The following is a 25174-nucleotide window of genomic DNA, read 5'->3' as shown; positions in this document are numbered from 1 at the left end:
TTCCATTGTGTTTTAATTATGAATTTATTAAAATCAATTCATAAAAAAAGTATACTTTTGCACAAAATTAAAAATAAGCAATAAAATGGCAACAAATAGAACTTTTACAATGATTAAACCGGATGCAGTTGCAAACGGACACATCGGGAATATCCTAGCAATGATTACTAATGGAGGTTTCAAAATCGTTTCATTAAAATTAACTCAATTAACTGTAGCAGATGCTCAGGCATTTTATGCAGTACACGCTGAAAGACCTTTCTACGGAGAATTAGTTGAATTTATGTCTCGCGGACCAATTGTTGCTGCAATTTTAGAAAAAGACAACGCAGTAGAAGATTTCAGAACTTTAATTGGAGCTACAAACCCAGCTGAAGCTGCTGAAGGAACTATTCGTAAAGCATACGCAACTTCTATTGGAGAAAATGCAGTTCACGGATCTGACAGCGACGAAAACGCTGCAATCGAAGGTGCATTCCACTTTGCTGGAAGAGAGCAATTCTAATTTAAGACTTTCTTTAGATTGTTAGACTTTTTAGACTAACTTGGATTTCTTAGAATTACATAATAATAAAACCCGCTTCACATTATGAAGCGGGTTTTGTTTTTTATGAATATCCAGCAATCTAAAAATCTAAGTCAGTCTAAAAGTCTATCGTAAAACCACATCTGTAACCACTTCACGACCTAGTTCCTCATTAATCATTTTAACAATTTTAGATTTACCATGAGTTAATTCTTCTCTAAGAACCGAAGATCCGAGTTCTACATAAAGCGTACTTCCTTTCAAAACTACATTTTTGGTATAAGTATTCACACCGTTCCCCATCAATTGTCTCCACGCTTCTTTTACATCAATCTGATCCATTCCGGGTTGCAGTTTATTTACCTGAATAATCTGCTGCAAAACAGCGCCAATTGTACTTTGGTTATTTAGTCTCTTTGCCATCGTTTAAAATATTAACTGGTCCTGTTTTTTTATAATGATACTCTTTATTCTGGTCATTTTTTACCACAAATTCTTTATCCGAAATCGAAATCAACTCTTCACTCCACTTTGCATAATCCGTTTTATAATCCAGAAAAGCCTTTTCTCCGGCAAATCGAACCGAAACATTCTCAAAAGTATTTGTTGTCAAAAAAGTACCATCAAGTTGTGCCATTACTTTTGTTCTGGTTCCTTTAGTCCCTTTCATTTCAAAAAAATCAAAGTTCTCATTCATTCCATACGCCTTATCTTCCCCTTTATCAAAAACAACTTTTTCAATCTCCCAATAACCATTTAGTTTTGCAATATCTGCGGGCTTTATTTCTTGTTTGCAACCCACAAACAAAAGTGATAAAACCAAAATCATAAAAGTGTTCTTCATAATATATGTATTAAAGTCTATTAACTTCTCTCTAAATAAAGTTGAATAATAAGAAGCTATTCCTGCTGTCCGCTGTATCTTTTATGATCTCGTTAAAGAAACGAGACCATAAAAGGATGCCGCTCCCATCAGGGCTAGGGCTCCCGGTTTCAACAGAAATTTTAGCGAACTACAAAGTTAAACTTATAAATTTCAAAAGAAATAAAAAACTACAAATTGTATTAGAAAAGCAAGAAAATGATTGTAACCAGAATAGAAAATACCAGTGATACTACCAAACTTATCTTATCTGATTTTGATGTTTCTTTTTACCAAAGAAAACAAATGCTTTATACCAATAAAAGAAAAGCTTTTAAATAAAATGGTTTAAATCATTTCATTTAAAAGCTTTATAATTTTTTTTATATTTATTCAGATCAACTATCGTTTCGTTTTCATTCTTTTAAGTATTCCTGCAAAAAAGAAACCAATTCCAAGAACTAATAAAACATAGTAAAAAGAAAGACTATTATCTCGTAAAACATTGGCTAAAACAAAACAAACCACACTTGCAAAATAGAATGCTAATGGAGAAATATTTTTTAAAGAAGACAAACTCATTATAAAATTATTTAAAAAAACTATCAACGAATTCATATTTATTGAAGACTTGCAAATCTTCAATTCCTTCACCAACTCCAATATATTTTACCGGAATTTGAAATTGATCCGAAATACCAATAACAACTCCGCCTTTAGCAGTTCCGTCCAGTTTAGTTACAGCAAGCGAAGTTACTTCTGTTGCTGCAGTAAATTGTTTAGCCTGCTCAAAAGCATTCTGACCAGTTGAACCATCCAAAACCAAAAGTACATCGTGAGGAGCATCGGCAACAACCTTCTGCATTACACGTTTTACTTTTGTAAGTTCGTTCATTAAATTGATTTTATTATGTAAACGCCCTGCTGTATCAATAATAACAACATCGGCATTTTGAGCAACTGCAGATTGCAAAGTATCAAAAGCTACAGAAGCAGGATCACTTCCCATATTTTGTCTCACAATCGGCACACCTACTCTGTCAGCCCAAACTTGTAATTGGTCAATTGCTGCCGCGCGAAAAGTATCTGCAGCTCCAAGAACAACATTGTGACCCGCTTTTTTAAATTGATAAGCCAATTTACCAATTGTTGTTGTTTTTCCAACTCCGTTTACTCCAACAACCATTAAAACGTAAGGCTTTTTATCTTTCGGAATCTCAAATTCAGTAGCTTCACCTGTATTTGTTTCAGACAATAAAGCTCCAATTTCTTCGCGAAGAATTAAGTTCAATTCTTCAGTTCCTAAATATTTATCTTCGGCAACTCGCTTTTCTATTCTTGAAATTACTTTTAATGTTGTATTTACTCCAACATCTGAAGCTACAAGAATTTCTTCCAGATTATCTAAAACATCATCATCGACTTTAGATTTTCCGGCAACGGCTTTGCTTAACTTTGAGAAAAAAGTAGTTTTTGATTTTTCAAGACCTTTGTCTAAAGTCTCTTTTTTATCAGTAGAGAATAATTTTTTAAAAAAACTCATTTTTTTTATGTATTATTTGATTATCAGACTTCTAACTTCAGATTGTCAGAAATCCAAATCTTTAAAAAAGGCCAACTGCTTTAAATCTAGCCCCGATTGCAGCGAAAATCCTTTTATTTTGGTTTTCAAAATAAAAGATTGCAGCGAAAAGCGGGAATCCATATTTAAAAAAAGCGAATTGTGATGCTTCTTTAAAATTTTAGACAAATATAGGTAATAAAAAAGCTACTTCCGAATGAAAGTAGCTTTTCTATATAATGTAATTGTAATTATTTCTTTTTCAAGAATTCATCAACTTCTTCAGGAGCCATAATAGATTCTACGAATGTATATGCACCAGTTTTAGGAGATTTCACCATTTTGATGGCTTTTGATAATCTCTTAGAAGATGTTTGTAACGATGCTACGGTTTTCTTTGCCATGATTCAAATGTTATTGAACTTTTTATAAAACTCGAATGGCCAAACCATTTGAGATTTACAAAAATCTCTAATTATTACTTAATTTCTTTATGAACAGTTACACGTTTCAAGATTGGATTAAATTTTTTAATCTCTAATCTATCCGGAGTATTTTTTTTGTTCTTTGTTGTAATATATCTAGAAGTTCCTGCTACACCAGAAGTCTTGTGCTCAGTACATTCTAAAATTACTTGGATTCTATTACCTTTCTTTGCCATCTTGCTATATATTTATTTAGGAAAAGATTATTTGATAAATCCTTCTGACTGTGCTTTTTTCAAAACAGCAGTGATTCCATTTTTATTAATTGTTTTTATCGTAGATGCTGCTACTCTAAGAGTAATCCATCTATCTTCTTCTGGAAGATAAAAACGCTTTTTAACTAAGTTTACAGAAAACTTTCTCTTAGTTTTGTTCATAGCGTGAGAAACGTTATTTCCTACCATCGCTCTTTTACCTGTAAGGTCACAAACTCTTGACATTATACTTATCTTTTATCGTTATTCAAAATCAGGGTGCAAAGAAAAGAAAAATAAACCATTGTAGCAAAAAATTATCGCACAATTTTTAAAATTTCTTTCTGTAATATTTCTAAACTCTTAATAGTTGCTCTATCTATCACTTTTTCACGTGGTTGGCCAAAGTTAAATTCTTCAACAATTATATCATCCGGAGTAGCCAAAGCAATAAAAACTGTTCCAATTTCAGCATCTGAATCACCTTTTGAAGGACCTGCGTTACCAGTCGTCGCAATTGCATAGTCAGTTTTAAGCAGTTTTTTAACACTTAGCGCCATAGCCGATGCAACTTGCGCACTTACAACTGTATACTGATCTATTAAATCCTGCGAAACTCCCAAAACATTGACTTTAGCTTCGGTCGCATAAGAAACAATACTACCATTAAAATACTTTGAAGAACCTTGTACGGACGATATCAGTGACGCAATTTTTCCTCCGGTACAACTTTCGGCTGTCGAAATCGTTTTATTTTGCTTTGTGAGCAATTTTCCAATTACTGTTTCGATCGTTTCATTTTCGTCGTAACCAACTATTATATCATGAATTATAGCGTCTAAAGACGCAACATTATCTTCAATTGCTTTTTCCAACTCTTCTTTATTTGTTCCGCGGGCGGTTAAGCGCAAACGTACACGTCCGGGATTTGGCAAATAAGCAAGTTTAATAAAATCGGGCAAATTATTTTCCCAATCTTCTATACGCTCTGCAACTAAACTCTCGCCCTGCCCATAGGTAAGAATGGTTTTATGAATAATATAGGGGCGTTTATACTCGCGAACTATTTTTGGAATTATTTCTTCTTCTACCAAATATTTCATTTCGTACGGAACTCCCGGAAGCGAAACAAATACGGTATTCTCTTTTTTCATCCACATTCCAGGCGCAGTACCAACCTGATTATGCAATACTGTACAAGTTGAAGGCACCAAAGCCTGATCTTTATTTAATTGGGAAATGGGTCTTTTATAAAAACCCTCTATCAATTGCGTAACATGAGCCAAAACTTCGGGATTAACGACTAACTCATCATCAAAATACTCGCAAAACGTTTTTTTGGTTACATCGTCTTTTGTTGGCCCTAAACCTCCGGTTACAATTACGACATCAACTTTATTTTGTAATTGAGCAAAAGTATCTAAAATGTGTTTTTTATCATCACTTATCGAGATCATTTCTACAACCTCAACTCCAATTCGATCTAATGATTTAGCGATAAAGCCAGAATTTGTATCTACAATTTGACCTATTAAAATTTCATCGCCAATAGTTATGATAGTTGCTTTCATGCAAATGTATTTTTTCACTTACAATATTGTAAGTCATTATTAGAAAGTGTTATTTGTTTTTTCCGATTTAGCAAGATGCCGAAATTGAATAGTTTTGCAGTAAATAACTAATTCGTTTTTAAATCTTCCGGAACGAAGATTAGATTTATTTTGATTAAAAAAACGGATTGAATTCCTGCTTTGTAATAACACAACAAGAATTCAAACAGTTTTGGGTTTTACAAATCAAAATCTTTTTTGATTTCTTTTATCGCCTCTTTTACCTGTATCTTAATACTTTTAAAAGTTTCGATAATATCCTTTTTCTTGCCTTCTGCTTTTGTCCATGCTTCAACCTGAAGAATTTCTTCAAAAGCGACATTCAACCCCATTAAATCTAATGTTGGTTTTATTTTGTGCGCATACGAATAGGCATATTTATGATCCTTTTTCTTTATTCCTTCTTTGATTTGTTTCAAATCTTCAGGAACTTCAGTAACGAATAAATTTAAAATTTCGTTTACAAATTCAGGATCATTATCTGAAAGTGCATATACTTTCGAAAGGTTGTACTTTAAAGCCATTATTTTACTTGTATTCTGAATAATTTTTTATCTTCTAAAAAGCCTTCTAAAATGTCATTTGGTTTTACAGCCGCAACTCCTTCCGGTGTTCCTGTAAAAATAATATCGCCAATTTTTAATGTAAAATATTGCGATACATGAGAAATCAGTTCATCGATTTTCCAAAGCATCATACTTGAATTTCCTTTCTGAACTGTCTCTGAATTGTTCTTTAATTCAAAATTAAGATTTTCTACAGAAACAAAATCTGTTTTTGGTAAAAAATCACCAATCACAGCCGAACCGTCAAATGCTTTGGCTTTTTCCCAAGGAAGACCTTTTTCTTTTAATTTACTTTGCAAATCCCGCGCAGTAAAATCGATTCCCACACTTATTTCATCATAATATTTATGAGCAAATTTTGGCTCAATATATTTTCCGACTTTATTAATCTTTACGATTATTTCAATTTCGTGATGAACATCTACAGAAAACTCAGGAATTACAAACGGATGCTGTTTTAACAAAACCGCTGAATCCGGCTTCATAAAAACCACAGGTTCTGTTGGACGCTCGTTTTTTAATTCCTCTATATGATTGGCATAATTCCTGCCGACACAAATAATTTTCATTTTTTATATAGGTTCTAAGATTCTAAGCTACTAAGATTCTAAGAAAATTACGCCAGAAAAACTTAACATCTCAGAATCTTAGTATCTCAACACCTTACTTAGTATTTAATTTTCTTAATTTAATTGCTGTCAGGACTTTTTTCGTGTATAATGGAAAATCAGCGTTTTGAATCCAGCTGAAATAACCAGGTTCAGTTTCCAGAACCTTGTCAACCTTTGCTCCTTTGTGTTTTCCGAAAGTAAAGATTTCTTCATTATCCTTGTCAAATGCAATCATTCCTGCAAAATCAGCTATTTTTTTTCGGGTTGTGAATTCAGATAATGATTTCATATCATTTTCCAATTCAGGATAACGATCCAGCTGTGCTTTTAAAATCTCATAAGTTGCCATTGTATCTGCTTCTGCTGAATGCGCATTTTCAAGACTTTTTCCGCAATAGAACTTTAAAGCTGCACTTAAAGTACGCTCTTCCATTTTGTGAAAAATGGTCTGAACATCTACAGAAACTTTATTTTTCATGTCAAAATCAACTCCGGCACGAAGTAATTCTTCTGCCAAAAGCGGAATATCAAATCGATCTGAATTAAAACCACCCAAATCACTATCCTTAATCATATTATACACCTGTGGCGCAAGTTCTGTAAAGGTTGGCTCATTAGCTACTTTTTCATCAGTGATTCCGTGAACAGCCGTAGTTTGTGGAGGAATTGGAATTGTTGGATTAACCAACCAGGTTTTACTTTCTTTATTTCCGTTTGGAAAAACTTTGAATATCGAAATTTCTACAATTCGATCTTTACCAATATCAATTCCGGTAGTTTCAAGATCAAAAAAGCAAATTGGTTTGTTTAGTTTTAATTCCATTTTAATTTTTATAAGATTACAAATGTAAATTTTAAAGCCGAATTTCCCGCTCCTATTTGTATTTTTTTTGACCAAAATTTAGCTAAATTCTCGATTTTAACGCTCAAACAAGACTATTAGAAATTCATCTTAACCTTTTCTTACAAATAAAAAAACCCGAAAAACGATATTGTTTTTCGGGTTTTTGCTTTATTTATGTTTTAACTAGAAATCTCTGTCTACATCAAAAGCTTCCAGGTATTCTGCTACTCTTTTTACAAAACTTCCTCCTAATGCACCATCTACAACTCTGTGGTCGTAAGAGTGCGATAAGAACATTTTTTGACGAATTCCGATAAAATCTCCTTCAGGAGTTTCAATAACAGCCGGAACTTTACGAATTGCACCAAGTGCAAGAATTCCTACTTGAGGCTGATTAATAATTGGCGTTCCAAAAACACTACCAAAAGTTCCCACATTTGTAACTGTATAAGTTCCGCCTTGTGTATCGTCTGGTTTTAATTTTCCTGCTTTTGCACGATTTCCTAAATCGTTAACTGCTTTTGCCATTCCAACAAGATTTAACTGATCTGCATTTTTAATTACAGGAACAATTAAATTTCCGTTTGGTAAAGCCGCTGCCATTCCTAAATTAATATTTTTCTTTTTAATGATATAATCACCATCAACAGAAATATTCATTCCTGGGAAATCTTTCAACGCTTTTGCTACAGCTTCCATCATAATTGGAGTAAATGTCAGTTTTTCACCTTCTCTTTTCTCAAAAGCGGTTTTAACTTTATCTCTCCATTTTACAATATTTGTTACATCAACTTCAATAAACGATTGAACGTGAGCTGAAGTCTGAACAGATGCTACCATGTATCCTGAAATCAGTTTACGCATTCTGTCCATTTCTATAATTTCGTCACCTCCATTAACTGAAACAGGAACTGCTTGCTGACTTTTCTGAACAACTGGTTCCGCAACTTTCTGTGGTTGTACAACAGCTTTTGGAGCTTCTTCAACTACTTTTGGTGCTTGTACTATTCCAGATTTACGATCTTCAATATATTTTAAAATATCTTCTTTTGTTACGCGTCCGTCTTTTCCTGAACCCTGAATATTTTCAAGTTCAGCAACAGAAACACCTTCTTCTTTTGCAATATTTTTAACTAGCGGAGAAAAGAATTTTTCAGATCCGGAGAAATCTTGTGGCGCAGCTACAACATCTTTTACTGTTTCAATTGTTTTTTCAATTTCTACAGCTTCAACCGGAACCACAACCTCTGCCGCCGGACTTGCCTGAGGTGCATCGCCTTCTGTCTCGATAATTGCAATAGTCTGCCCTACCTGAACTAAATCATCTTTGCCAAATAATTGTTCAACCAAAACTCCTGACACTTCACTTGGCACTTCGCTGTCAACTTTATCAGTTGCAATTTCAAGCACAGCTTCATCAGCTTCAATTTTGTCTCCAACCTCTTTCAACCAGTTTGTAATAGTTGCTTCAGCGACACTTTCTCCCATTTTAGGAAGCTTTAATTCAAATCTTGCCATATTGTTAATCTAAAAGGTGATTTTGATTTTCATATTGCGAAATTACTGAAAAATTTAAATATAAATTACACTTAATATAATTTTTACTTGATTTTTATAATTTGCCCCCTGTCATTTCGTGAATTACTTCCAATTATATAATTGGTATTTTTGGGGAAAATCTTAAAAGTAATGTTCTTATCTTTAAGAGTTTCTATGATTTTGATACATTTTTTGAATGAAACATACTGATTATCCAAAATAATCTCTGTCTTTTTACCCTTTAAAATCAGGCACGAATTTACCATTTTTTCTTTTTTGAAATCTAAAAAGGCTACTTTATTTTTTAAAATTGCAGGTAGTTTTTCAGACAAAAACTTATTTTCCGAATAAAAAATATAACTTTCCGGTTGCATTTTTTGCTTCGTTTTACCCTGAAACATTTTTATAAATGAAAAAAATAAGCTCCCAATTTGGATAAAAAAACTAAAAAACAATGATTTCCTAAAATGCTTTTGATAGAAAAAATTCATAGCATCCTGAAAGCGTTTCATATACAGTTCATCTTTAATGGTGCTTTCGCCTTTATAATGTAGAACTGTCGTTTCATGAAAGTAATAATTATCTTTTTTTAATTGCAACGCACGATACGATAAATCAATATCATCAGCATACATAAAACAATCTTCATCAAAACCATTTAACTCAAGATATAAATCCTTTTTCATAAACATAAAAGCTCCTACCAAAATCTCTGCTTTTCCTGTTTGATTCTCGTTTAAATGCTGCGCATAATATTGATTAAATAATTTCGACTTTGGAAATACTTTATACAACCCAAAAATCTTTGTAAAAGCAACCCAGGGAGTTGGAATTCCACGTTTGCTTTCTGGAAGAAAACTCCCAGTACCGTCAATTAATTTGCAACCAATAATTCCAAGATCTTTTTTTTCTTCTGCGAAAGCTAAAATTTTCACGAAAGTATCTTCGGCGACAACTGCATCAGGATTTAAAATACAGATATATTTCCCTTTTGCTTCTGTTACTCCAATATTATTCCCTTTTGGAAATCCAAAATTCTCTTTGTTTTGAATGAGTTTCACAGAAGGAAACTTCTCTTTCATCATCAAACAGGAATCATCTGATGAATTATTATCAATCACAATAATTTCTGCATCAATCGCAGCAATTGCTTCCTGAACACTTAAAACACATTGTTCCAGAAAGTATCTTACATTATAATTGAGAATTATTACCGATAATTGCATGCAAATTTTGGGCTGATGATTTTTGGGGAAGTTAGAAATTTTCTGTTAATCCCAATCGTAAAGACCAATCGTTTTTACTTATTCCGTAATCCAGTGCCAAATTGCTGTTGTTTTTTTTGTTCCATTTAATTCGTATTCCGGTTCCAACTGCGGGATGCCATTTATCAAATTTATAAGTATCTAACTTTGAAACAGATGAAACATTGGTAAAAAAAACGGCTCCAAAAAAACCATTTCGCGTAATATCGGTACGATATTCCGTTTCAAAATAAATCAATGCATTACTTCTATATCTGTTTTTGGTAAAACCTCTTCCCGTTTTTCCGTCACGATCCCAGCCAATACTTGGCAAATCAAGATAATGGGGTTTACCGCCAAAAGTAGACCAATAAAAAGCCCTTGATGCCCAAACCCGATGTTTATATTTACTAAAAGAATGATATTTTCGGGCATCAAAATATAAAGACTGCCATTTATCGCCATTTACGCCGCTTGTGTTTATTCTTAAATCGGCTTCGACATATAATCCTTCCTCTGGATTTACAATATTTTTTCTGGAATCATACAAACCCTGCAAAGCAAACCCAAATGAAGTTTCATCTGAAAAATCTCCATTCATGTATTTTACGTAATCGGTTTCTTCATCAATATATGATTCTTCAGAAATATTGGTGTAATTATCAAAAAGAAAACCAACTCCCAATCGGTAATTGCCAACGACTTTCCGAGTAATAAATTGATAAAAACGCCATTGTTTATAATCTAAAGTCGACATTTCTTCTTTTGAATTATGATCTCCCAAACCATAAGTAAGCTGTGGATAAATTAAATAACGATAATCTCCAATAAAATTCCATTTATTATCTTTTGTATAAATATAAGACTGAATTGGAAATACATACTGATTACTAAAACTAAAATAAGGAGAAAAAGAAACCTGCGACATATTTGTTGTTTCGTGATCTTCGCCCAGATAAAAGGTGGTTAGAAATGAAACGACAAGTCCATTTGAATTATTTGCACCAACTGGGACTGGTAGTAAAGAGAAAGCTAGTTTTCTATCCTTTCGCTCATTAATGGTATCATTCTTTTTAAAGATTTTATGAATGACATCTAAAATATCCTTGCTTTCCACAGAAATACTATCATTTTGCGAATGACAAAATGGTGAAATAAAAAGTACAATTAAGATAAATTTTATTTTTAAACTATTCATTAAAAAGACTTTAAGAATGTATTCTCACAAATTTAAAATTTTATTGAGACAATAGCATCTTTTTAAAAAGAATTACAGAAAGAAAATTTAATACTGAGAAAAAGTATCTTTGAGAGAAATACTATTGATTTATTAAACCTATATTTAATTATGATTCGGCTGTTTTTTCTATCTATTGCAACTATCTTTTTAACTTCCAATCATAGTAACAAGCTTCCTTTAGAATCAATTGATCTTGTTAAATCAAATACTTGGTTTATTGCAGGACCAGTCAGAGAAAATCAGGAAACAATAAATACTGTTCGGCAAAAAGAAGGAATTGTTCGCGTGACTTCCAAGGATTTTCCAACGGGAGAAATTGAATTAAATGTTACTATAATCCCGTCAGAAACAAATGAAGGAATTCCGAAAAATTTATCTGATAATTCTGGTTTTGTGACTATTATTTACAAATCTACTCAGCTTATAAAATTACAAGCACGCGAAGGAAATGCAGAAGGAACGGGCTGCGTGCATGGAGGCTCTCACCCTATGGCAGATTTACCAGCATCTCCTAAAAGATTTATTACTTTAAAAATTCCATGGAAAAACTTCAGACAAGACGGATTATCAGACGTAAAACTTCTGAACATACATAATTTATGCAAATTCAATTTTGTGAACTACAAACCAATTTCGGGATCAATATTAGAAATCAAATCTGTTAAAATTCAAAATTAACTAATATGAAAACAAGACTTTTTCTTTTACTTTTTATTACTGCATCATTTTTCAATTTCGGCTATAGCCAAAATAAATCAACCTCTCAAAAAATTGATATTAATGGGGTTTGGGAAGATATTAATTCTGGTGTTCAAAATGCTGTTGCAATTATTTCAGAACATAATGGAAAAATAATTTTCTCTCATTATCTGGAATGGAAAGGCCAAAAATTTGTGGAAAGCGGAACGGGAAAAAGAACCGCAAATACGATTACTTATTCTGTAAACGTCACTTTACCTATTGAAGGCTGGGCAACTGCCGGAACACATACTTTGGTTTTATCTGAAGACGGAAATACGCTTGAAGGAACTTTTAAAGATAATAAAGGCAGAAATGGCCCGATAGCTTTTAGAAGGATTCGATAAGTTATTTGTTTCAGATTTCAAGTTTCAAGTTTTCTGCTAAGTGAACTTGAAACCTGAAACCTGAAACTTTTTTTTATAAATGCAATTGAATTTTATACTTATTGCAAATTTTCATTACTAACAACATTATGGTCGAAAAAACTAACGACCAAATAATTCCCGGAGTTCCTTCTCGGAAATAATCTGGAATAATATGAATATTAAAAGCCAAATTGAAGTAATAGATAACGCCCGGTAAAATATAAATCAATAACGGGTTTGCAGCTGCCGGCATAAAAAACTCACTCCATTTTGTTTGCTTTTTAATTTCCATTAACCAATACAAAAAGTAAAATAATACGGTACAAATAGCAGCAGAAAACATAGTCCAGGATGGTGTTCCTTTTATTTTTGAAATTCCGAAGTAAGGTCGAAGTATACAACCTACAGCAAAAAACAAAACTGCAAATCCAATTACAGGCCAATTAATCTTAGTTGCTGTTTTTCGGTCAAAAAATAATAATGAAATAATTACTCCTGCACTTACTAATGCAGCATGTGTTAAATGTCCGGCAATAAAATTGAATGCTGGAAGTTCATGAAGTACATTCCCTTCAATCAGGTTAATTGAATTTGCGGCAACACAAAAAACCAGAAAAGCAATCATTGCCCACAATTTTCCCGAAACCAACCAATAATATACCACTGTAAAAAAATAGGCCCAACCGATTAAGCCCAAAATGCCCCACCATTTTGGTGTCATTCCCCTTTCGCCGGTATCCTGAATATATACAAAATAAAGCAGTATCAAAACTAAAATAGCGCCGTACTGAAGTATCCATTTTAACCAAACCGGAAAATCTTTCGGATATTTATTCCAGATTGGTATTGGCATTGCATAAGCTAAAAGTCCCCAGAATGCAGGCGCAATCAGCATTTTTGAAGCATCATAACCATATTCTGCATTCACCATAAAAACTCCAATTATTACTAATGCTAATGCTCTTTTTAAAGTATGAGTCCAAATCGTTTTTGGACTATCTCCCTTTAACAATCTTGCATTAAAAGCAAATGGAATTGACATTCCAACGATAAATAAAAAAGAAGGAAAAACTAAATCTACAAAAGTCATCGCATCGGCATCAGCTGGCATATGTTTCATCCATTGCGGGACATTTTTAACACTAGCCAGTTCATTTACAAATATCATTACAAAAATGGTAATCCCGCGCAAAGCGTCAATCGAAATAATTCTTTTACTATATAAATTCTCTTTTATTTTCATAAATAATTGGATAAATGATAGCAACAAATATAAAATAATAGTTGAAACTCCATTTTTATTTCTAAAATAAATTTGACATTGACACGTTTGACTCTAAAACTTTTACAATCTATTCGTTATTTTTGCAAAATGTTATCATTTTTAAAATCAAAGCCATTCTTAAAAGATCTTCTGGGAGGAAATTATGTTGATATTCATTCACATTTAATCCCCGGAATAGATGACGGGGCACGAAATTTTTCTGACACCTTGAAACTTGTAAAGTCTTTAGAAAAAATAGGAGTTTCACAAATTACGACTACTCCACATATTAGTCATTATATATGGAATAATTCTCCTGAAATTATTATCGAAAAACAAAAAGAAACAAAACTTTTAATGGAAGATAATAATTGTAAAATTCCTTTTAGGGCAGCTGCTGAATATTTTATGGATGATTGGTTTGAAAATCATTTTAAAGATGAAAAATTACTAGCTCTAAAAGATAATTATGTGCTAGTTGAAATGTCTTATATGAATGCACCAATTCAACTATATAAAATTCTTTTTGAATTGCAGGTTGCAGGATATATTCCTGTTCTGGCACATCCTGAACGATATTTGTTTTATCACAAAAACTTTAATGAATATGACAAATTGAAAAAAGCAGGCTGTCTGTTTCAACTCAATCTGCTTGCTACAGTAGGATATTATGGTACCGAAATCACTAAAGTTGCAGAACAACTTCTAAAAAAAGGAATGTATAATTTTGTTGGAACAGATGTACATCATAATAATCACATTAATTCACTTCATCAAAAAGTAAAAATTGATAATGCAACTACTATAGTCTTAAAAGAAACTATATCAAATAATCAATTCTTTAAATTTTAATCTGTTAGAAGTTTCAGAAATAAAAAAACGGCTCAAATTGAACCGTTTTTCACTTAAATCAAACTCATTTATTTTGAGATAATCTTTTTATACCAAGGCTTTTCTGGTTCTTTTACACCATAACCATAGCCATGTCCTTTTGTACAATCAGTATCATTGAGAACGATACACATATTAGGTAATCTCTTCTCTTTATAATAAGTATTTGCAATAGACAGCATACGTTTTTCTAATACGTTTGCACGCATTACATATACAAAAGTATCAGCATTTTTAGCGATTATTAAAGTATCTGTAACCAAACTAATTGGTGATGTATCAACTATAATATAATCATATTCTTTTTTAAGATCTGTAAACAGTTCTTCGACTTTATTGCTCATTAATAGTTCTGCAGGATTTGGCGGAATTATACCTGATGGCAAAATATAGAAATTCTTGTACTCTTCATGCTTGATGATATAGTCTTGTATATTTTTATCTGTTGATGACAGATAATTAGTTAAACCTAAACTTGGCACATTGATATACTCGTCAAACTTTGGGTTTCTGATATCAGCACCTATTAACAATACTCTTTTTCCTGATAAGGCAAAAGTGGCGGCAAGATTTGTTGATACAAAAGTCTTTCCTTCTGAAGGAAAAGTTGATGTTATAAAAATAGTTTTGGCAATACCATCAGGAACTTTATTTAGCATAAATTCGAGATTGGTTCTAACAATGCGAATTGCTTCGGCAGAACTAGTTCGGCTTTCAGACTTAATTAATTCATTAATATTATTAGAAGTTGGCACATCACCAATAAAAGGAATTTGTGTTTTTCCTTCTAAATCTAATTTACTCTTAATCTTCGTATCGAGTAAATCATCTAAATATATAATTCCAAAAGGGACTAATAACCCCAATAACATTCCCGCTAAATAAATAATTTTCCCTTTTGGAGTAATTGGATTTTTTTCTGCTTTAGCAGTATCAATAACTCGGGCATTAGGTTCTGTTGCCGATAATGAAATAGCCGTTTCTTCTCTTTTTTGTAATAAATAAAGATATAATTCTTCTTTAACCTTTTGCTGTCTTGCAATCACTCTAAACTGGCGCTCCTGAACCGGAATTTTACCGATTTTATTACTCAAAACACGCTCCTGGCTTTTAATGTCACGACTCTGAATCTCCAAATTAGCCTGCATACGACTCAAACTTGCTCCAACATTTGATTTTAATGCCCCTATTTGCTGATCTAATTTTAATACAGCCGGATTTTCTTCTGTTGCCGATTTCAAAATCCTGTTGCGATCTAAAACTAACTGATTATAAGACGAAATTAATCCACCTGTATCTCCTTTATCCGCTATCATATTTGTAGGCAATAAATCAGAGTTGGTGCTTTTTTTTATAAAATCCAGTAGTGAATTAACTACATTCAACTGAATTTCTGTTTCTACTCCTTTTTTATCATATTCTGTTGAACCTTGTGTAAAAAGCTTAGCATCAGAATCAATATCTGTAAGTTGATTTGTTTTTTTAAAGCTTTCAGCATTTTGTTCTACACCATCAAGTTCCTGAGTAATTAATGATAATCGATTTGCAATAAATTTAGAAGTAGTTTCAGAAATAGAGTTTTTATCTTCTACAGCATTTTCATTGTAGATTTCAACCATATTATCTAAAAAAACTTCCGCTTTTTTAGCTACCGGATTTGATATTGAAATATTGACCACACTACTTGTTTTGTTTATGGGTTCTACTTTCATTCTTTTTCGAAAAGCGTCCGTAACATCATCTAATGGAGATATTTCGATAAGTATTGATTCAAATCGATCTGTATGATTTTTTTCATAAAATGCCGTTTTTTCAATAACTAATGTTCCAATCTTAGTTGGGATTCGCTCACCATATTTAAAATCTTTTTGCGAAGACAAAACAAAATTTTCTTTTTCTTCTCCTTCAATTTCTAATGAAAACGTAAGTGGAGTCAAAAGTTTGCAGTTTAAAGCAATTTTAGATTCTTTAAACAAAACCGATTTGTTTATAAAGGTCACTTTTATTGGACTCACTTCGTAAACATCATTATCTACAACATTTCCTTTAACAAATAAAGAAACATTAAAATTTAATTTTTCAATCGTACTCTCTGCTAAAGTTCTCGACTTTAATATTTCGATTTCATTATCAACATTTGTACTTATTCCTGCACCAAACCCTAAATCGGTAAAAGCAGATAATTCAGAAAGCATTCCTCCTTTTTTCTCATCCTTAACTAAAATAGATGTTGAGGCTTCATAGCTCGGTGTCGTACAATGTAAATACAAAAATGCCAAACCAATACCTATTGTCATAGCTATTAAAAACCAACGCCAATGAACTATATATTTATCTAATTGTTCTCTAATAGTAATCTCTTCGATTTCATCATCAATAACATCATTATAAAAATCTTGTTTTTTCATTTTTATTTTATTTAAAGATTAGAACAGAAAGCGACACTAAAATAGAAACCGCAGATATAATTACTGAAGTATTTGGCCCAACCGCCGAAGAATTTACTCTTGTTTTATTGGGTTCAACATAAACTACATCGTTTTGAGCTAAATAATAGAATGGTGAATTAATAAAATCTGATTTGGTGATATCTACTCTATTAAATGATTTCTCTCCATTGACTTCTCTAATAATCAAAATATTATTTCGTTTGCCATAAATCGTTAAATCTTTTGCCATACTTAAAGCTTCAACAAGTGTCACTCTTTCAGAATTAATTGAATAAGTCCCGGGCAAGTTAACTTCTCCTTGTAATGAAATTTTGAAATTTGTTATGCGAAGATTAATAATGGGACTTTTGACATAAACACCAATTTTAGTCTGCAATAATTGTAAAGCATTAGTACGGGTTAATCCTCCAATCTTTATTTTTCCCAATACTGGGAAATCAATCTCTCCATTTTGATCTACAAGATAAGACTGAACTGTTTCCTGACCGCGAGCAGCGTCTAATTTACTATTTGTCGAGGGACTATAAGTCTTGAGATTAAAAGGAGATGCAGCTTCTTGATCTTCTGCCGAAACAATAATCATTAACAAATCATCGGGCTGAATTTTAACTTCATAAGAATTTGTATTTTGACTATTTTTTAAAGTATCAATGTTTTGATAATAAACTACATTTTTTTTTGAAGCACAAGAAAAAAACATAAACATAAAAGCTAAAAAACATGATGCTTTTACATAAAAAGTAAAGTGGTATTTCATTGGAATTAAATTTTAAAGTTGAATGTATCCGTAAAAACAAAACGTTGTTTTACAGAATATTGAAAAATTGTAAAAGATTTTGATTACGAAAAAAGAAGAAAACTAGTAAGCATTTTTTTCTCCCTGAAAAATATTAAAGACTGTTTTAAAGATTATTTTGATATCTAATAGTAAACTCCAGTTTTCTATATACCAAATATCAAATTCTACCCTGTTCTCCATATCCATAAGTTTTTTGGTTTCGCCGCGATAACCATTAACCTGCGCCCAACCCGTAATACCTGGTTTTGCATAATGACGAACTAAATAACTATTGATTAGTTCTGTATATTCTTTGGTGTGGTATAACATATGCGGGCGTGGCCCTACTACCGACATGTTACCTAAAAACACATTAAAAAACTGTGGTAATTCGTCAATACTGGTTTTTCGCATAAAAGCACCAAATCTCGTTATACGGCTATCTCCTTTTTGCGCCTGAATACGATCTGAAGAATTATTTACATACATGCTTCTGAATTTATAACATGCGAATGCTTTATTATCTCTTCCCGATCTTTCTTGTTTAAAAAATACTGGTCCGGGTGATTCTATTTTTATAATTGCAATAATGATAGGAAATAGCCATGGGAATATTAAAAAGATAACCATTATAGAAAAACAAACATCAAAGAACTTTTTCAATAATCGATTTGCAGTATTCTCCAAAGGCTCTCTTATAGACATTAATACCGGTGTATTCTCATAAAAAGAAATCTCAACCTTGTTGGACTTTGTGTACAAATGAAAATCAGGAATAAACTTTATTCGAACCATATGATGTTCACATATGCGAATAAGCTTATTTATAATATCAACATTATCAATATGTAGGGCAACATACATTTCATCTACATGTTGAGTGCTGATAAAATTTTGAATATCATCAAATCCACCTAAAATATTTACGGAAACTGAATCTGATACATCTTGTTTCTCATCAAAGAAGCCTAAAAACCGATAACCGTATGTTAAGTTTTTAGCCAGTGTTTTACGCATACTTTTGCCTGTATCATTGGCTCCGACAATTATAATATTCCTAAAATTATATCCTTTAGTTCTGATATATTTTAAAGCAATCATCGAAAAAGAACGTGAGATCATCAGTAGTAAAAAGAAAAACAGATAAAAGTAAAATAACTGAAGTCTGGAAATATCTGAATACTTTAAAAAAACCACAAAAATTGCTACAATAGCTGCGTGAATGACAAATTTCTCCATCGTTCTTTTTAGAATCGATTCGATAGTCTCCACTCTTATGATCCTGTAAGAATCCTTATACAAAAGAAGACCTAGCCAGACTAAATTTGCTAATAAAGAAATCGTCTGTGTTTCTTTTAAAAAAAGTCTGTTAAGACTTTCAAACTTGAACAACACTGAGATAAGTATCGCTGTGTTTAGCAAAATCATATCCAGAAGAATAAATAGAATCTGGAAATATCGGGAAAAACTATAATCCGATAGTTTTTGTAAAATTTTCATAACAATTTTTAACTATTTTTTTATGTCATTAAAATGTCTTGCATATTGATCAATTATAATCTCCCAATCAAACACATTCAAAATTTTCTTTTTATTTTCAAATAACATCGACTGAAATTTACTATCCTCATAATTTAAAGAAACCAAGTGTTTTGCTACTTCGCTGTTGTCATTGAAATAAATAGCATCATTTTCTAAAACAGATCGATTGAAATCATTGTCGTTTGCACAAATCAAACTATTAGATGCCATAGCTTCAAGCAGTGACGGATTAGTACCTCCAACTGTATGTCCATGAAAATAAATATTAGAATAGTATCGTAGATTATTCAGAATATTAATATCGTAAATACTTCCCACAAACTGAATTTGTTTGCATTCCTTATATTTTTCGATTAAATAATTCCCGTAAGGTGTTTCACAATTTCCTATTACTAAAAATGGACGAGGAAGATTTGCTATCAGTACGCCATCTAAAATAATTTCTATACTATTTTCCGGTTCTAATCGTGCTATAAGCATATCGTACTTTTGAGATTCTAGCTTAAAGTCTTTCAATACACTGCTATCATGATTTTCAAAAACTGTTGCTCCATAAGCAATGTAAGTAGAGTCAACTTCATATTTATTTTTCAAATATTTCTGAATGCCTATGGAATCTGAAATAAGATAATCACTATATTTTACTCCAAGTGACTCTGCATAGCGAAGAAATTTTTTAACCCAGTTTGAATACTTTGTCCTTTTCCATTCCAATCCATCCATATTGGTTGTTACTATGGCTTTTTTAGGCATCAACCATCCCCAAACTGAGCTACTGGTATAACCTAATTGCAAAATGATATCACAATTACGTTTTCTAACATCTACAATACAATTTAGATCGTAAATAAACTGACCTACGGTTCCTAACTTATCTTCAGGATCATAACAGTGCACAATTTGAACACCGTTCCATTCTTTTTCTTTATAAGGATGATTATGAGAATTATAAACAATAACTTCAAAACCTCTTTTTACCAACCCTGCGGCAAGATATTCAGCACATTGTTCAAAACCTCCATAATTGTTAGGAATACCTCTTGTTCCTATAATTGCGATTTTCATTTTCATTTTCATTTTTTATTTTCTTCCAGAATCTTGAAGTAATCTTCGGATATCTTTTTCCAATTATACGCTAGTTGCACTTGTTCTTTTATAGTTTCAAATGGGTAATACTCATCATTCAGCGCCCTCATTAATTGCTCTTCCATTTCACCGTCTTCATGGGGATTAAAGAGGTATTTGAAAAACGAAAAATCAGACATTGACGTTAGGTTGGAACAAAGAACCTTGCAACCAGCCAGTGCTGCTTCTATTGGAGGTATCCCAAATCCTTCAGCGAAAGAGGGGAACACGAAACAAGTTGCTTCTTTATAAAAAGAGCTAAGTGTATTATGATCTAATCCTTCATAAAAGTGAATAAAACCTTTAACTTCTTGCGGAATCATTTCTATTACTTCATAGTAAGCTTCAATTTCAATCTGTTCTTTTTTACTGCCGATAAATACCAAGTCGAGTCCTTGTTCATACAGCTTTAAAGAAAGATAACAATTAAGTAAGCCTATATGATTTTTCCGCGGCTCAAAACGGCTTACAAAAAGAAGATAAGGTCTAATACCAAACTTGGTCTTAATCTCACTTGTAGTGATAGGTAAAGAATTTACGGCATTAGGTGTTACATGAATTAATGTTTCTTTAATTTTAAAATCATGTGCAATGTGTTTGCGAGAGTAATTGGACACAGTAAGAATGACATCAGACCGTTTGGCTGAAAACCGAAAAAAAATACCTCTAGACACGCGGTAACTCCACGGAAAAAAATCTTTAAACTTCAGAAACAGGACGTCGTGTATGGTATTAATAAAACGTGTATGTTTAAAAAAAGGAACTACATATTGAAAATGTGCATAATCATACTTTCCTTCCTTAATAAGTTTTGGATACTCAAATAAAAGACGTTTGTAAGATGAGCTCGATTTCAGCGAAACGAATTTAAAACGAGAATCCGTAAATATAGTCCGTAAATGGTTAATATTGTGTGCTGCCAACGTAATTTCAACATGTTCATTCTCAACAAGTGTGGTATAGAGCCCATGTATATAAGTTGCGGTACCCTGAAAGGAATGATCAAATATGTGTGCGTCTACTATGATTCTTATTTTCATGTTTTTTTAAAGTAATTGGGATAAAAATATTTACAGATATCAGGTTAGAATTATTTATTAATAGTTTCATTCAATGTAGTGATCTCAAATTCTTGTCTCGTTTTAACTTTTGAGACAAAAAAGCGAGAAAGAACTTCAACTTGTTTGCATTTTAATTACCCAAAATGAGATTAAAAAAAAGAAGCTATAATGATAAGATTTGGAATGTAGTCTGATACTTCAAAGTTTTAAAATAAATCCTTTCGATTGAAGTTGAGGATGTGAAATATAAATTAAATCATGTATTGCATATAAGTATTTTTGCTGCCAAAACATGAAACTGATCTTTGGGAAAAACAACATCCATAAATTACCCTTGGGTATTAATTCCGATTGACATTTTCTTTTTTCCTGAGATATCCCTTTCCATATTCATTTATAATTCTTAAATAAGTTATTCTCTTTTCATCTCTCAAAAAATGCTTAAATAGATTTGAGCCCAGTATTGCTAAATATGATTTAAATATTTTTTTTGAAACTTTGGTAATTGAAGTTGACTGATCAATAATTCTTTCTGAAATTCCTAATTCTCTGGCATATGATAAAACATAAACCATATTTAACTTTTCATTGATTTTATGAAGAATATTTTGTTTTGGGCTATAATACATTTTATACCCTAATTTAACAGCTCTATTTTGATAATCAATCTCCTCCCCTCCAGCAAGTTTTTTTCCATTTCTACCTAAAGCTGTATCATAGAAACCGATTTTTAGAGCTGCATTTCGTCGAATTGCAAAATTACCACCCATCAAATATTTTACCTCTTTCGGATCATTACCAAGATCATATACGCTGACTAAAAAATAATATTTTTGAGGTAACCATATGGGAACATTAACCTTATAAGGAATAACCTTGCCGCCACTTATCGAGATATGATCATTCAGGAATATTTCATCACAAAATGTAAAATAGTCATCCACAATTTCAATATCATCATCAAGATAAACCAAAATATTTCCTGAAGATTCCGTCATTCCTCTATTTCTGGAGTAAGAAAGTCCTTGTTGAGTCTCAAAAAAATATTTTACATTGCTATTTTTTGAATACTTTTCTTTTAAAGATGGTGTTTCATCTGATGAATTATTATCAATAATCAGTAATTCAAAATCACTACGCTCTTTTAAAACATCTAGAATAGAAGAAATAGTTTCGCTTAAAAAATTAAATCTGTTGTAACTACAAACTATAATACTATACTTAATCATGATCAAAATAAAATTGAAATGGAGCTATACCAGCTGCATTATTATATATCGCTTTATAATAAAACAACAACATACCTAAACAAATAATAATAGCTATTGGTTTTATTAATCTTTCCACAGTTTTCGAAGAAACTACAAAAACATAACACATTAAAAATGAAAGAATTACAACTCTAAAAAAAATAAAATAATCCGCAATTCTAGCTAAAATAAAATTATCTGCAAAAATTCTTGACAAGATTAATCCTATGAAATATAAATTGTAAAATTTAATAAAATTGTAATTCATAAATCTGTATTTCAATCTGTTATAAAAAATAATTATAAACAAATCAATAAAAAAGAAAAGAAATATGGACAAACCATCTCCGACTTTATTTTCATCAGTAATTTCCTTCATGTAATCCAGGTTTTCAATATAATAACCGTAACCTAATAGATTGATAATAGGTGATACATAATTCAGTAATACAGCAAAAAAAGTAGGTAGTACAAAAACTGATAAAAATAATAACCCAATTTGAATTTTTACACTCTTAAACCATTCAAAATTCAAAAATGGAAGTAAAATAAATACCATAATTGCAGTTTTATGGATAGATAAAGCAAAAAGAGCGATGAAAAATGTTTTGCAATATTTTTTTTCATAAAAAATTTGAATACAATATGCAAAAATTAGAAACGCCAAGGTTTGCCTCATCGCATTCATGCTAACAAAGAAAAATAAACTCGTAAAATAAAAATAAAAATACCACGAGCGTAATAAAGACAATCTTTTAAGAAATAATAAAAGAAAAAAAAATTGCAAAAAAGCAATGATTATAAATAGTGAATAGCTTTCGAATCCAAAATTTACAAGGAATTTATTTAGCCAAACAAAACCAAAATCATTATCTACAGGGAAATACCCAGTGCTTTTAAGCTCTTTGAACCATCTGGTATATCCCGAGTAATCGAACCCTACATTATATCTTAAACCAACAACTAAAGTATAAATTAGAATTAAAAAATATACATCAAATTGTGTAAAGACAATATCTGAATTATTATTAAACGTCTTTCTACCTGCTTTTAATTTATGGGAAAAAAAAACACAAAATAGAAGAAAAATCGTGTAAAATATGTAAGTATAAGTTTCTAACATTATTACCAAAATCTAAAAAGATTGAGAGTATCTATAATTAATCAAAATAATATCAATTAATTTTTGTATTCTTAAGTGACGTATAATGTGAAATTAATTTTTTTGAAATTATTTCGGTTGTAAAATTATTTGCCACAGCTGAATACCCATTAAGAGCCAGTTCTTCTGTGTAAGATTCATTCTCAATAAGTTTCTTTGTATTTTCTACAATTTCTTCCAAATTATATGGATCTACAAGTATGCCATTATAACCTGTTCTAATGATTTCTGGTCCTGAAGTCGCGCTAGTGTAAATTAATGCCTTTCCTCTAGCCATAACTTCTAATGGTGCCATACTAAAATTTTCAAACTGACTCGGAATAAGACAAAAAGCAGAGTCATCTATTGCTTTTACAACCTGCCCTCTATCCAGATAACCTGTAAATTTTACTCGATTTTGCAAACTAGGTTGTAGAAGTGATTTTGCCTTTTCAATTTCTCCACCACCAATTAACAATAGTTCCCAATCTAGGTATAAGTTACCAATAACATTAAACGCATTAATCACTTGAAATGCACCTTTTGTTTTAATTATTTTGCCGTAAAAAAGTATAGTTTTACTTCTTCTAATAAAATCTGGTTTTTCTTTTATCAACTTAAATTCAACGGGATTATGCACAACAGTGATTAATTTTTCAACTTGATTTAAATGATCGATAACAAATTGTTTTGAAAAGTCGCTTACTGCAGTTTGATTCTGGGTTCTGCCAAAATGTGCAATGTCATTTTTAAGTTGATTTTTTTTAATTGTCCCGCGGTTAATCCCTAAAAAAGAAACTGAACCGTGAATTCTTAAGGTCGTGGGAACTTTAAAATTTTTAAATCGTACTATTCCCTTAATTTCACTAAGTAAGTGAATGTAGTCAGGTAATTCAAAACATTCGATTTTTTCATTCTTGATAATTTTCTCTATAATGCCCTCCGTTTTAATAAAATCAAATTTGGCAATTTGGCTTAAAATAAAAGTTTTTCTAAAAACTGCTTTAACCAAACGATGCATAAGAGAAGGAAAAAAACGCAAAAATTTAAAATGAGTTAATCTATAAATTTTCACTCCATGATCTACAGAAAAATATGGCAATTTATTTCCATATTCATATGAACCAACAACAATAACGTTATGTCCTTTATTTACTAAATCTTCTGCTACAATTTTAGTTACACTACCAATTCCACCACTTCTCGCAGGAGGATATTCATCACAGTATATTAATAATGTCATTGTTATGAGTATTAAATTTATTATTTAAATTGAATCGCAAT

At 31.4% G+C, this 25174-nt stretch carries 28 protein-coding genes; 5 read left to right on the top strand and 23 right to left on the bottom strand.

All coding sequences use genetic code 11. The features are described 5' to 3' along the window. Positions 1 to 85 precede the first annotated feature (85 nt). A complete protein-coding gene (locus KHA98_RS10580; protein WP_129052660.1) occupies positions 86 to 505 on the top strand; it encodes a nucleoside-diphosphate kinase in 420 nt (139 codons plus the stop codon). Between the two features lie 147 nt (positions 506 to 652). Here KHA98_RS10580 and KHA98_RS10575 read toward each other — a convergent pair whose 3' ends face one another. After that, the gene (locus tag KHA98_RS10575) at positions 653 to 949 is read right to left on the bottom strand and encodes a DUF721 domain-containing protein (protein WP_213257898.1); all 297 of its coding nucleotides are present in this window, start codon (positions 947 to 949) and stop codon (positions 653 to 655) included. After that, a complete protein-coding gene (locus KHA98_RS10570) occupies positions 930 to 1370 on the bottom strand; it encodes a hypothetical protein (RefSeq protein ID WP_213257897.1) in 441 nt (146 codons plus the stop codon). Before KHA98_RS10570 ends, KHA98_RS10575 begins: the two co-directional genes overlap by 20 nt. Before the next feature lie 237 nt (positions 1371 to 1607). Here KHA98_RS10570 and KHA98_RS23010 point away from each other — a divergent pair, with 237 nt between their 5' ends. Next, positions 1608 to 1730: a hypothetical protein gene (locus tag KHA98_RS23010; RefSeq protein ID WP_262898990.1), complete on the top strand. Its 123-nt coding sequence runs from the start codon at positions 1608 to 1610 to the stop codon at positions 1728 to 1730. Between the two features lie 60 nt (positions 1731 to 1790). Here KHA98_RS23010 and KHA98_RS10565 read toward each other — a convergent pair whose 3' ends face one another. The 12 genes from KHA98_RS10565 to KHA98_RS10510 all read right to left on the bottom strand — a co-directional run bounded on the left by KHA98_RS10565 (position 1791) and on the right by KHA98_RS10510 (position 11240). After that, positions 1791 to 1970 carry a hypothetical protein gene (locus KHA98_RS10565; RefSeq protein WP_213257896.1) on the bottom strand — a complete coding sequence of 60 codons (180 nt, stop codon included), beginning with the start codon at positions 1968 to 1970 and terminating at the stop codon, positions 1791 to 1793. Positions 1971 to 1977: 7 nt separating this feature from the next. After that, positions 1978 to 2931, bottom strand: coding sequence for a signal recognition particle-docking protein FtsY (gene ftsY / locus KHA98_RS10560; protein ID WP_213257895.1), 954 nt, complete (start codon positions 2929 to 2931; stop codon positions 1978 to 1980). A 269-nt stretch (positions 2932 to 3200) separates the two neighbouring features. Beyond that, positions 3201 to 3353 (bottom strand): DUF4295 domain-containing protein, encoded by a 153-nt coding sequence (locus tag KHA98_RS10555; RefSeq protein WP_008468081.1) that lies wholly within the window; start codon positions 3351 to 3353, stop codon positions 3201 to 3203. A 74-nt stretch (positions 3354 to 3427) separates the two neighbouring features. After that, positions 3428 to 3610 (bottom strand): 50S ribosomal protein L33, encoded by a 183-nt coding sequence (gene rpmG / locus KHA98_RS10550; RefSeq protein ID WP_017495179.1) that lies wholly within the window; start codon positions 3608 to 3610, stop codon positions 3428 to 3430. Between the two features lie 27 nt (positions 3611 to 3637). After that, positions 3638 to 3874, bottom strand: a complete 237-nt coding sequence (gene rpmB / locus KHA98_RS10545) for a 50S ribosomal protein L28 (protein WP_008468080.1) — start codon at positions 3872 to 3874, stop codon at positions 3638 to 3640. Between the two features lie 71 nt (positions 3875 to 3945). Then, positions 3946 to 5199: a competence/damage-inducible protein A gene (locus tag KHA98_RS10540; RefSeq protein ID WP_213257894.1), complete on the bottom strand. Its 1254-nt coding sequence runs from the start codon at positions 5197 to 5199 to the stop codon at positions 3946 to 3948. A 218-nt stretch (positions 5200 to 5417) separates the two neighbouring features. Then, positions 5418 to 5762, bottom strand: coding sequence for an Hpt domain-containing protein (locus tag KHA98_RS10535; RefSeq protein ID WP_057116875.1), 345 nt, complete (start codon positions 5760 to 5762; stop codon positions 5418 to 5420). Further along, a complete protein-coding gene (locus KHA98_RS10530) occupies positions 5762 to 6373 on the bottom strand; it encodes a fumarylacetoacetate hydrolase family protein (protein WP_213257893.1) in 612 nt (203 codons plus the stop codon). The genes KHA98_RS10535 and KHA98_RS10530 overlap by 1 nt, the downstream gene beginning before the upstream one ends. 94 nt (positions 6374 to 6467) lie before the next feature. Then, positions 6468 to 7238, bottom strand: coding sequence for a 3'-5' exonuclease (locus KHA98_RS10525; protein WP_213257892.1), 771 nt, complete (start codon positions 7236 to 7238; stop codon positions 6468 to 6470). Between the two features lie 204 nt (positions 7239 to 7442). After that, positions 7443 to 8777, bottom strand: coding sequence for a dihydrolipoamide acetyltransferase family protein (locus KHA98_RS10520; RefSeq protein ID WP_213257891.1), 1335 nt, complete (start codon positions 8775 to 8777; stop codon positions 7443 to 7445). An 83-nt stretch (positions 8778 to 8860) separates the two neighbouring features. Further along, positions 8861 to 10024, bottom strand: coding sequence for a glycosyltransferase family 2 protein (locus tag KHA98_RS10515; protein WP_213257890.1), 1164 nt, complete (start codon positions 10022 to 10024; stop codon positions 8861 to 8863). Positions 10025 to 10055: 31 nt separating this feature from the next. Next, positions 10056 to 11240 (bottom strand): BamA/TamA family outer membrane protein, encoded by a 1185-nt coding sequence (locus KHA98_RS10510; RefSeq protein ID WP_246522289.1) that lies wholly within the window; start codon positions 11238 to 11240, stop codon positions 10056 to 10058. A 150-nt stretch (positions 11241 to 11390) separates the two neighbouring features. On the opposite strand from KHA98_RS10510, the gene KHA98_RS10505 reads away from it, so the two are divergent. Both KHA98_RS10505 and KHA98_RS10500 read left to right on the top strand, forming a co-directional pair. After that, positions 11391 to 11960: a hypothetical protein gene (locus tag KHA98_RS10505; RefSeq protein ID WP_246522288.1), complete on the top strand. Its 570-nt coding sequence runs from the start codon at positions 11391 to 11393 to the stop codon at positions 11958 to 11960. Positions 11961 to 11965: 5 nt separating this feature from the next. Continuing rightward, positions 11966 to 12367 carry a hypothetical protein gene (locus KHA98_RS10500; RefSeq protein WP_213257889.1) on the top strand — a complete coding sequence of 134 codons (402 nt, stop codon included), beginning with the start codon at positions 11966 to 11968 and terminating at the stop codon, positions 12365 to 12367. Between the two features lie 73 nt (positions 12368 to 12440). Here KHA98_RS10500 and KHA98_RS10495 read toward each other — a convergent pair whose 3' ends face one another. Then, positions 12441 to 13631 (bottom strand): DUF5009 domain-containing protein, encoded by a 1191-nt coding sequence (locus tag KHA98_RS10495; RefSeq protein WP_213257888.1) that lies wholly within the window; start codon positions 13629 to 13631, stop codon positions 12441 to 12443. Between the two features lie 129 nt (positions 13632 to 13760). On the opposite strand from KHA98_RS10495, the gene KHA98_RS10490 reads away from it, so the two are divergent. Next, positions 13761 to 14504 (top strand): tyrosine-protein phosphatase, encoded by a 744-nt coding sequence (locus tag KHA98_RS10490; RefSeq protein WP_213257887.1) that lies wholly within the window; start codon positions 13761 to 13763, stop codon positions 14502 to 14504. Between the two features lie 68 nt (positions 14505 to 14572). Here KHA98_RS10490 and KHA98_RS10485 read toward each other — a convergent pair whose 3' ends face one another. The 8 genes from KHA98_RS10485 to KHA98_RS10450 all read right to left on the bottom strand — a co-directional run bounded on the left by KHA98_RS10485 (position 14573) and on the right by KHA98_RS10450 (position 25133). Continuing rightward, entirely contained in the window at positions 14573 to 16951 is a 2379-nt protein-coding gene (locus tag KHA98_RS10485) for a GumC family protein (protein WP_213257886.1), read from the bottom strand. 7 nt (positions 16952 to 16958) lie between these two features. Beyond that, the gene (locus tag KHA98_RS10480) at positions 16959 to 17750 is read right to left on the bottom strand and encodes a polysaccharide biosynthesis/export family protein (RefSeq protein ID WP_379731735.1); all 792 of its coding nucleotides are present in this window, start codon (positions 17748 to 17750) and stop codon (positions 16959 to 16961) included. Between the two features lie 102 nt (positions 17751 to 17852). Next, the gene (locus KHA98_RS10475; RefSeq protein WP_213257885.1) at positions 17853 to 19271 is read right to left on the bottom strand and encodes an undecaprenyl-phosphate glucose phosphotransferase; all 1419 of its coding nucleotides are present in this window, start codon (positions 19269 to 19271) and stop codon (positions 17853 to 17855) included. Between the two features lie 12 nt (positions 19272 to 19283). Further along, on the bottom strand, positions 19284 to 20384 hold the full coding sequence (locus KHA98_RS10470) for a DUF1972 domain-containing protein (protein WP_317192575.1): 1101 nt from the start codon (positions 20382 to 20384) through the stop codon (positions 19284 to 19286). A gap of 2 nt (positions 20385 to 20386) precedes the next feature. Then, positions 20387 to 21478: a glycosyltransferase family 4 protein gene (locus KHA98_RS10465; protein ID WP_213257884.1), complete on the bottom strand. Its 1092-nt coding sequence runs from the start codon at positions 21476 to 21478 to the stop codon at positions 20387 to 20389. Positions 21479 to 21840: 362 nt separating this feature from the next. Next, positions 21841 to 22728, bottom strand: a complete 888-nt coding sequence (locus KHA98_RS10460; protein ID WP_213257883.1) for a glycosyltransferase family 2 protein — start codon at positions 22726 to 22728, stop codon at positions 21841 to 21843. Next, entirely contained in the window at positions 22721 to 23872 is a 1152-nt protein-coding gene (locus KHA98_RS10455) for an EpsG family protein (RefSeq protein ID WP_213257882.1), read from the bottom strand. Before KHA98_RS10455 ends, KHA98_RS10460 begins: the two co-directional genes overlap by 8 nt. 52 nt (positions 23873 to 23924) lie before the next feature. Beyond that, on the bottom strand, positions 23925 to 25133 hold the full coding sequence (locus tag KHA98_RS10450; RefSeq protein ID WP_213257881.1) for a glycosyltransferase family 4 protein: 1209 nt from the start codon (positions 25131 to 25133) through the stop codon (positions 23925 to 23927). Positions 25134 to 25174 lie beyond the last annotated feature (41 nt).

Source organism: Flavobacterium branchiicola, from assembly GCF_018383905.1.
GTDB lineage: Bacteria > Bacteroidota > Bacteroidia > Flavobacteriales > Flavobacteriaceae > Flavobacterium > Flavobacterium branchiicola.
This window is presented reverse-complemented; position numbering and strand designations above follow the sequence as displayed.

What these genes read in the sequence shown, in the direction of transcription:
- KHA98_RS10580 (WP_129052660.1), top strand. Translation starts at nt 86, where the DNA reads ATGGCAACAAATAGAACTTTTACAATGATTAAACCGGATGCAGTTGCA.
- KHA98_RS10575 (WP_213257898.1), bottom strand. Translation starts at nt 949, where the DNA reads ATGGCAAAGAGACTAAATAACCAAAGTACAATTGGCGCTGTTTTGCAG.
- KHA98_RS10570 (WP_213257897.1), bottom strand. Translation starts at nt 1,370, where the DNA reads ATGAAGAACACTTTTATGATTTTGGTTTTATCACTTTTGTTTGTGGGT.
- KHA98_RS23010 (WP_262898990.1), top strand. Translation starts at nt 1,608, where the DNA reads ATGATTGTAACCAGAATAGAAAATACCAGTGATACTACCAAACTTATC.
- KHA98_RS10565 (WP_213257896.1), bottom strand. Translation starts at nt 1,970, where the DNA reads ATGAGTTTGTCTTCTTTAAAAAATATTTCTCCATTAGCATTCTATTTT.
- ftsY (WP_213257895.1), bottom strand. Translation starts at nt 2,931, where the DNA reads ATGAGTTTTTTTAAAAAATTATTCTCTACTGATAAAAAAGAGACTTTA.
- KHA98_RS10555 (WP_008468081.1), bottom strand. Translation starts at nt 3,353, where the DNA reads ATGGCAAAGAAAACCGTAGCATCGTTACAAACATCTTCTAAGAGATTA.
- rpmG (WP_017495179.1), bottom strand. Translation starts at nt 3,610, where the DNA reads ATGGCAAAGAAAGGTAATAGAATCCAAGTAATTTTAGAATGTACTGAG.
- rpmB (WP_008468080.1), bottom strand. Translation starts at nt 3,874, where the DNA reads ATGTCAAGAGTTTGTGACCTTACAGGTAAAAGAGCGATGGTAGGAAAT.
- KHA98_RS10540 (WP_213257894.1), bottom strand. Translation starts at nt 5,199, where the DNA reads ATGAAAGCAACTATCATAACTATTGGCGATGAAATTTTAATAGGTCAA.
- KHA98_RS10535 (WP_057116875.1), bottom strand. Translation starts at nt 5,762, where the DNA reads ATGGCTTTAAAGTACAACCTTTCGAAAGTATATGCACTTTCAGATAAT.
- KHA98_RS10530 (WP_213257893.1), bottom strand. Translation starts at nt 6,373, where the DNA reads ATGAAAATTATTTGTGTCGGCAGGAATTATGCCAATCATATAGAGGAA.
- KHA98_RS10525 (WP_213257892.1), bottom strand. Translation starts at nt 7,238, where the DNA reads ATGGAATTAAAACTAAACAAACCAATTTGCTTTTTTGATCTTGAAACT.
- KHA98_RS10520 (WP_213257891.1), bottom strand. Translation starts at nt 8,777, where the DNA reads ATGGCAAGATTTGAATTAAAGCTTCCTAAAATGGGAGAAAGTGTCGCT.
- KHA98_RS10515 (WP_213257890.1), bottom strand. Translation starts at nt 10,024, where the DNA reads ATGCAATTATCGGTAATAATTCTCAATTATAATGTAAGATACTTTCTG.
- KHA98_RS10510 (WP_246522289.1), bottom strand. Translation starts at nt 11,240, where the DNA reads ATGAATAGTTTAAAAATAAAATTTATCTTAATTGTACTTTTTATTTCA.
- KHA98_RS10505 (WP_246522288.1), top strand. Translation starts at nt 11,391, where the DNA reads ATGATTCGGCTGTTTTTTCTATCTATTGCAACTATCTTTTTAACTTCC.
- KHA98_RS10500 (WP_213257889.1), top strand. Translation starts at nt 11,966, where the DNA reads ATGAAAACAAGACTTTTTCTTTTACTTTTTATTACTGCATCATTTTTC.
- KHA98_RS10495 (WP_213257888.1), bottom strand. Translation starts at nt 13,631, where the DNA reads ATGAAAATAAAAGAGAATTTATATAGTAAAAGAATTATTTCGATTGAC.
- KHA98_RS10490 (WP_213257887.1), top strand. Translation starts at nt 13,761, where the DNA reads ATGTTATCATTTTTAAAATCAAAGCCATTCTTAAAAGATCTTCTGGGA.
- KHA98_RS10485 (WP_213257886.1), bottom strand. Translation starts at nt 16,951, where the DNA reads ATGAAAAAACAAGATTTTTATAATGATGTTATTGATGATGAAATCGAA.
- KHA98_RS10480 (WP_379731735.1), bottom strand. Translation starts at nt 17,750, where the DNA reads ATGAAATACCACTTTACTTTTTATGTAAAAGCATCATGTTTTTTAGCT.
- KHA98_RS10475 (WP_213257885.1), bottom strand. Translation starts at nt 19,271, where the DNA reads ATGAAAATTTTACAAAAACTATCGGATTATAGTTTTTCCCGATATTTC.
- KHA98_RS10470 (WP_317192575.1), bottom strand. Translation starts at nt 20,384, where the DNA reads ATGAAAATGAAAATCGCAATTATAGGAACAAGAGGTATTCCTAACAAT.
- KHA98_RS10465 (WP_213257884.1), bottom strand. Translation starts at nt 21,478, where the DNA reads ATGAAAATAAGAATCATAGTAGACGCACACATATTTGATCATTCCTTT.
- KHA98_RS10460 (WP_213257883.1), bottom strand. Translation starts at nt 22,728, where the DNA reads ATGATTAAGTATAGTATTATAGTTTGTAGTTACAACAGATTTAATTTT.
- KHA98_RS10455 (WP_213257882.1), bottom strand. Translation starts at nt 23,872, where the DNA reads ATGTTAGAAACTTATACTTACATATTTTACACGATTTTTCTTCTATTT.
- KHA98_RS10450 (WP_213257881.1), bottom strand. Translation starts at nt 25,133, where the DNA reads ATGACATTATTAATATACTGTGATGAATATCCTCCTGCGAGAAGTGGT.